The 1,004-nt window shown below is 59.6% G+C and carries 1 pseudogene; it reads right to left on the bottom strand.

Annotated elements, in window-relative coordinates:
* Positions 1-973: pseudogene (locus tag ABX74_RS03310) on the bottom strand (DUF11 domain-containing protein); the annotation flags it as partial.
* Positions 974-1,004: the final 31 nt, after the last annotated feature.

Raw genomic sequence — 1,004 nt, forward strand, 5'->3', positions numbered from 1 at the left:
CGTTGTCGAGAACCTTCGACAGATCATCGGTCAACACCACCGGATCAAGGGTCGTGTTACCCGTGTTCGCACCGGTCACCGTGTACGTGATCGTCTGACCAGCAGCAACATTGGTACCTGAGACCGGATCCGCAGTCTTCGCGACCGTGAACCCCGGAACCTGAACCGGATGCGTCGTGCACAGCTGAGTCGCCGGATCACACACCTCCGGAGGATCAACCGGAGGAGTCGTCCCCGGAACAACGAAGTTGAGCACCGTGTTGTCGGCATTCGCCGCAACGCGATCGGCATCAGCCTTGACCGTGACGGTGTACGTCACCGTCTTGCTCTCGCCGGCCGCCAAGGTCCCCGTCACCGAGAAACCATCCGTGCCGACCATCGCAGCAGTCAACGGAGCATCAGCACTCAAGCTGCCCGCAACCAGATCAGCATCGTCGAGCAGACCACGCAGATCGTCGAAGTGCGCGACCTCACCCGCACCGTTACCGGTGTTCGAGAACGTGAGCGTGTACTTGATGTCCTGACCGGCAACAACATTCGAACCCGACACCGGATCAGAGGACTTCACCACAGCGATCTTCGGAGACACCACCGGATGCGTCGTGCACAGCTGAGTCGCCGGATCACACACCTCCGGAGGATCAACCGGAGGAGTCGTACCCGGAACAACGAAGTTGTTCACGAACACCCCACCGACCACATCGGCATTGACCTTCACCGAATACGTCACCGTCTTCGTTTCGCCGGCCGCCAAGGTCCCCGTCACCGAGAAACCATCGCTGCCGACCATCGTCGCAGCCAACGGAGCATCAGCAGTCAAACCACTCAATGCACCCTTGTCCACAACCTGACGCAGATCGTCGAAGTACGCGACCTCACCCGCACCGTTACCGGTGTTCGTGAACGTGAGCGTGTACTTGATGTCCTGACCGGCAACAACATTCGAACCCGACACCGGATCAGAGGACTTCACCACAGCAATCTTCGGAGACACCACCGGATGC

Origin of the sequence: Rhodococcus sp. ARP2, assembly GCF_001029585.1 — a bacterium.
GTDB lineage: Bacteria > Actinomycetota > Actinomycetes > Mycobacteriales > Mycobacteriaceae > Rhodococcus_F > Rhodococcus_F erythropolis.